The organism is Azospirillum formosense (assembly GCF_013340925.1).
GTDB classification, from domain to species: domain Bacteria; phylum Pseudomonadota; class Alphaproteobacteria; order Azospirillales; family Azospirillaceae; genus Azospirillum; species Azospirillum formosense.
On the sequence record NZ_WHOR01000368.1, the window covers coordinates 1 to 4474 of the forward strand.

Annotated in this window: 4 protein-coding genes; 1 reads left to right on the forward strand and 3 read right to left on the reverse strand. The window is 72.4% G+C overall.

Annotation, left to right across the window (positions count from 1 at the left end; translation table 11 throughout):
- From GBZ26_RS27360 to GBZ26_RS30785, 3 genes are all read right to left on the reverse strand, one after another.
- A partial coding sequence (locus GBZ26_RS27360) for a caspase family protein (protein ID WP_174441511.1) occupies positions 1-655 on the reverse strand: 655 nt, incomplete at its 3' end.
- A gap of 145 nt (positions 656-800) precedes the next feature.
- Positions 801-2612 (reverse strand): CHASE2 domain-containing protein, encoded by a 1812-nt coding sequence (locus tag GBZ26_RS27365; protein WP_174441512.1) that lies wholly within the window; start codon positions 2610-2612, stop codon positions 801-803.
- Between the two features lie 83 nt (positions 2613-2695).
- Complete coding sequence (locus tag GBZ26_RS30785) at positions 2696-3868, reverse strand: DUF4384 domain-containing protein (RefSeq protein WP_174441513.1); 1173 nt, start codon at positions 3866-3868, stop codon at positions 2696-2698.
- A gap of 357 nt (positions 3869-4225) precedes the next feature.
- On the opposite strand from GBZ26_RS30785, the gene GBZ26_RS27375 reads away from it, so the two are divergent.
- Positions 4226-4462 (forward strand): DUF1150 family protein, encoded by a 237-nt coding sequence (locus tag GBZ26_RS27375; protein WP_174441514.1) that lies wholly within the window; start codon positions 4226-4228, stop codon positions 4460-4462.
- The last annotated feature ends 12 nt before the right edge of the window (positions 4463-4474 follow it).

The following is a 4474-nucleotide window of genomic DNA, read 5'->3' on the forward strand; positions in this document are numbered from 1 at the left end:
CGCGGGTGGCCATGGCGACCAGCGTGTCGCTGGGCGTGTCGTCGACGCGGGCGAAGCCGTAATTGACCTGGATGCGGTTCTGCCCGGCCTGCTTCAGCCGGTCGACGAAGGGGTTGTTGCGGCAGGAATCGAGCATCAGGATGCCCAGCTTGCGCGCCTGCGACAGCTCGCCCATCATCAGGTTCAGGGGCATCGCCTCGTAGACGAGGTCGCGCTCGCGCTCCAGCTTGGCGTCGGCCGGGACGATGTAGTTGTTGCCGCCCACCTGGATGCCGTGCCCGGCGTAGAAGATGACCGCCACGTCGGCTTGCGAGGCGCGGACGCCGAAGTCGCGCAGCGCCCGCTCGAAGCCGCGGTTGTCCATGTCGAACTTTTCGTCCACGTCGAACTGGAGCTTGCGCAGGGCCTCGGCGATGGCCTTGGCGTCATTGACCGGATTCTGGAGTTCGGGGGCGAATTCGTACTTGCCGATGCCGACGACCAGCGCGATGCGCTTCTCCGGGGACTGTGAGGCCTGGGATGGTGGAGGCTGGGAGGACGGCGATTGGGCGGCCGCGCCCGCTGCCCAGCCGAGAAGGCCCACCAACAGCAGGGCGAGGGCGAGCAACCAGAGGCCGGCGCCCGAACAACGCTGCGTCAAGGGTCCGTCGAACATCGGCCGGCTCCATGGTGGGAAGGCGGTTGCGCACCCCATACCCGGCACCCATCGGCATAAAATTGCCAATTAGCCGATCTTAATATTTCGATTCCTGCGCACCAAGCGTTCATTCAGCCTAATCCCGAATACGGGGAATGGGTGGTTATTCCCCTGCCTCCGCCGCGGGCCGCACCACCTCCCCCTCCCGGTCGAGGACCAGCCAGGCGCGCACCGCCTTGCGCTTGCCCTTCAGCGCCATCTCGCCGACCGGCAGCCCGGCCACCGTGCCCTGCACCGCCGTCCAGGTCGGTTCCCCGATGACGATCCGGCAATGGGGGGAGGAGCGCATGTCCACCGTCTTGCCCAGCGCCTCCAGCCGGGCCGCCGTGTTGGCGGTGTCGCCGAGCAGCGAATACTCCATGTGCCGCAGCCCGCCCAGGCTGCCCGCCACCAGCGGCCCGGTGTGGATGCCGACGCGGATGCCGATGGCCGGCAAACCCTCCGCCTGCCAGCGCTTGTTCAACTCCCGAAGCTCCCGCCCCATCTGGATGGCGCAGCGCACGGCGCGTTCGGCGTCGGCGTCGATCTCCGCCTGGGTGGTGCGGGCGACGGGGGCGCCGAAGACCGCCAGGATGGCGTCGCCGATGAAGCGCAGAACGATCCCGTCATGCGCCGCCACCACCCGCACCATGGCGTCGAGATAGCCCTCCAGCCAGAGGATCAGTGGCTCCGGCTCCAGCGCCTCGCAGACGGTGGTGAAGCCCTCGATGTCGGAGAAGAAGACGGTGGCGGTCAGCTCCTGCGGGCGGGGCCGCCCGCCGGCCAGGAAGGTCGCGCGCTCCCGCCAGATCTCCTCGGCGACGGGCTGGGAGACGTGGTTGGCGAACAGCTGCATCAGGCTGCGGCGGTCGGTGCGCTCCTTCAGCGACAGATGCGCGGTCATCGCCGCAATGCCGCCCAGCCACGCCGCGGACGGCGCCATCATCGCCACCAGCGGCCCGCCCTGGGCGAACAGCGCCAGCGCCGCCGCCCACAGGGCCAGCAGCCCGAGCAGGCTGGCCGGCACCAGCAGCCATACCGGCCAGCCGGCCGCCGCCAGCGCCACCCCCGCGGCGCTCAGCGCCAGGACCAGCGCCACCACCCAGCCGGCGGACAGGTCGCGGCTGGTCCGCCCGTCGAGGATCTGGGCCAGGGCGTGGGCCTGGATCTCCACCCCCGGCGTGGACAGGCCGGCGACCGACAGCGGCGTGCGGTGCTGGTCCACCCCGACCAGGACGGTGCCGACCACGGCGATCCGGCCGGCCAGCCAGCCGCGCGGCAGCATCCCCACCATGTCCGCCGGATAGGTCGGGAAGGGCGGCGCGTCCGGCGACGGGCGGGCGTGCCAGTCGATGCGGAAAGGCTCCGCCGGGACCTCCCTCCCTTCAGCCCCTCCGGCGACCTGGGCCATCCGCGCCGGGAAGCTGGGCAGCCCGTCCGGCCCGCGCGGCACATGCCAGCGCACCGTGCCGTCCAGCCGGTCCTTGGCGAGGTTGGCGTGGCCGTTCGGGATGCCGTCGAGAAACCGCCCGAGGTAGCGGCGCTGCTCCTCGGTCAGCGGCGTGTCGCCGAGCGCGGTGATGGCGACCACCGGCACCTTGGCGCGCTGGATGCGCTGGCGCAGCCGCTCGTCGAGCGCCGGCAGGGTCGGCTGATCGAACAGGATGTCCAGCCCAATCGCCCGCACCCCCGCCGCCTCCAGCGTCCCCACCAGATCGGCGAGGAAGCCGCGATCGACCGGGGACCGGCAGGCCAGCGTGGCGAACAGGTCCTCCCCCAGCGTGACCAGCACGATGCCGGGATGCTGCGGGGCGGGCGCCGTGAAGTAGGCGATGGCGAGGTCGCGGAAGCTCTCGTCGGCGGAGCGCAGGGGCGGCACCAGCCGGGTCAGCCCCAGCGCCGCCGCCGACACGCCGACCACCGCGGCCAAGCCCACCAGCCCTCTGGCCAGTCCTTTGGCGAGCCACGGGGCTTTTGCCCAGCTTGGCCTGCCCCCCGATGTCCCCAACGGCGGCGCCCTCACTCCACGCGCAGGATCACCTGCGCCATCACCAGTTCGGTCTGCTTCAGCGAGGCGAGCGTCCGCTCCAGCCGGGCCGCCGCCTCGTCGGACAGGGGCCGGAAGGCGTCCTGACGCCCCGGCAGGTCGGCGCCGAGATCGCGCCCGGCGGCGAAGCAGCGCACCTCCTGGTCGGCGGACAGGCTCCCCGACCGCTCCGCCGCGCGCAGCGGCACCGGCATACGGTCACCGGCCAGCGTCAGGGTGCGGTGCCCCTCCACCAGCGAGCTGGCCGACGGCCCCGGCGGGTAGATCGGCGTCAGCTGGCCGCGCGTGTTGCGCAGGTAGCAGTAGAGGTGCGCGTCCCGGTTCGTCTGGAGCACCAGCGTCACCGTCTCCCCGGACCGGTAGGTCGGGTAGAGGCCGCGGTCGGTGGCGAGATAGAGGTTCAGCGGCGCCACGCTGTCCCGCACCGGGTCGAGCAGCGCCGCCGCCTGCGCAGCGCAGCCGGCACCGGCCAGCCGGACGGCCAGCTCCGCACCCTGCCCCTCGGCATTGACCACGCGCAGCGTCACGCTGTGACGCACCCGCCCATCCGGCCCGGCGACGGAGACCGCGGTGCCGTCCGTCATCGGAAGCTCGCGCGGCCAGGGCACCGTCGCCCCCTTGTCCCAGCGCAGCGTGGCGGTGGCGCCGCGGTTTTCCTCGCGCAGGGTGGCCGGGATCAGCGCCGGGTCGGCGGGCTGGCGCAGCAGCACCGTGCCGCCGGACTTCACGCATTGGATGCCGGCGCGTCCCGGGTCGAGGGTGAAGACCTGCTCCTCCCCCTTCTGCAGCGGGGTGCCGACCGCGCGGGCGGCGCCCAGGTCGGTCTGGAAGAAGCGCTCCCCACCGACGAGGCTGCCGACTCCGCCCCAGCCCGAGGCGTCGGGCATGCGGTCGAGCGACCCGTCGAACGGCCCCTTGATCCGCAGCATGCGCCCGTTGGCGAACAGGAACATGGCGTTGGCGCCGTCCGGCACAGTGACCGCCGCGCCATCGGGGACCAGTTGCCCCTGGGCGTAGCCGGGGGCGGTGGAGGCGACGACCACCGCCTGCTCCGCCGCCGCGCGGCCGGCGGTGAAGCCGACCGCCCCGACGGCGGCCAGGGTCAGGGCCGCCGCCGCGAGTCCGCTCAGGGTCTTGTGCGCCATGCTGGCCTCCACCGGCGGGGATCGCGGAATCATTGGCGTTTCCAGGACGCCTGTCCAGGCGGCGAAGGGGGAAGGACGGGGTTGCGGACCCGGCCCAAAGATGGGCGGACGCCGTGAACGGACGGGCATGGTCGGACCTCCGAAATGATGCGCGCCGGCCAAAGCGCCGGCCCGTCGAGGCTAGACGGCGGAAGACGGCGGCCGCTGTGAGGCGCAGCACAAAGTTGCGCAGGAGTTGGGCCCCCTTCGACGTGCTGAGTGTGGAGGGCGCCACAGCGCGGCCCGGCCCCGCCCCGTAGAGTGCCGGGCAGGACCGGCGCCCTGTTTGGTCCGCCCCATCGCCCGAGGAGACCGACCATGACCGCCCGCCGCACCAAAGCCGACGCCGCCGATGGTTTCGCCGACGGGTTCGACGACCGCTTCGCCCGTCAGGGAATCCTGGAGGTCGCCTATCTGCGGTCGGTGGAGATCGACGGCCTGCCCGCCTACGCCGTGTACGCCGCGAACGGCACCTGCCTGTGGCTGGACACCGACCGCGCGTCGGCGGGGGCGACGCTTCAGGAGCATGGAATGGAGCTGGTCAGCGTGCATTGAGGAGTCGGGGGC

Excerpts from the sequence above, each read along its gene's own strand:
- GBZ26_RS30785 (WP_174441513.1), bottom strand. The coding sequence starts at position 3,868 with ATGGCGCACAAGACCCTGAGCGGACTCGCGGCGGCGGCCCTGACCCTG.
- GBZ26_RS27375 (WP_174441514.1), top strand. The coding sequence starts at position 4,226 with ATGACCGCCCGCCGCACCAAAGCCGACGCCGCCGATGGTTTCGCCGAC.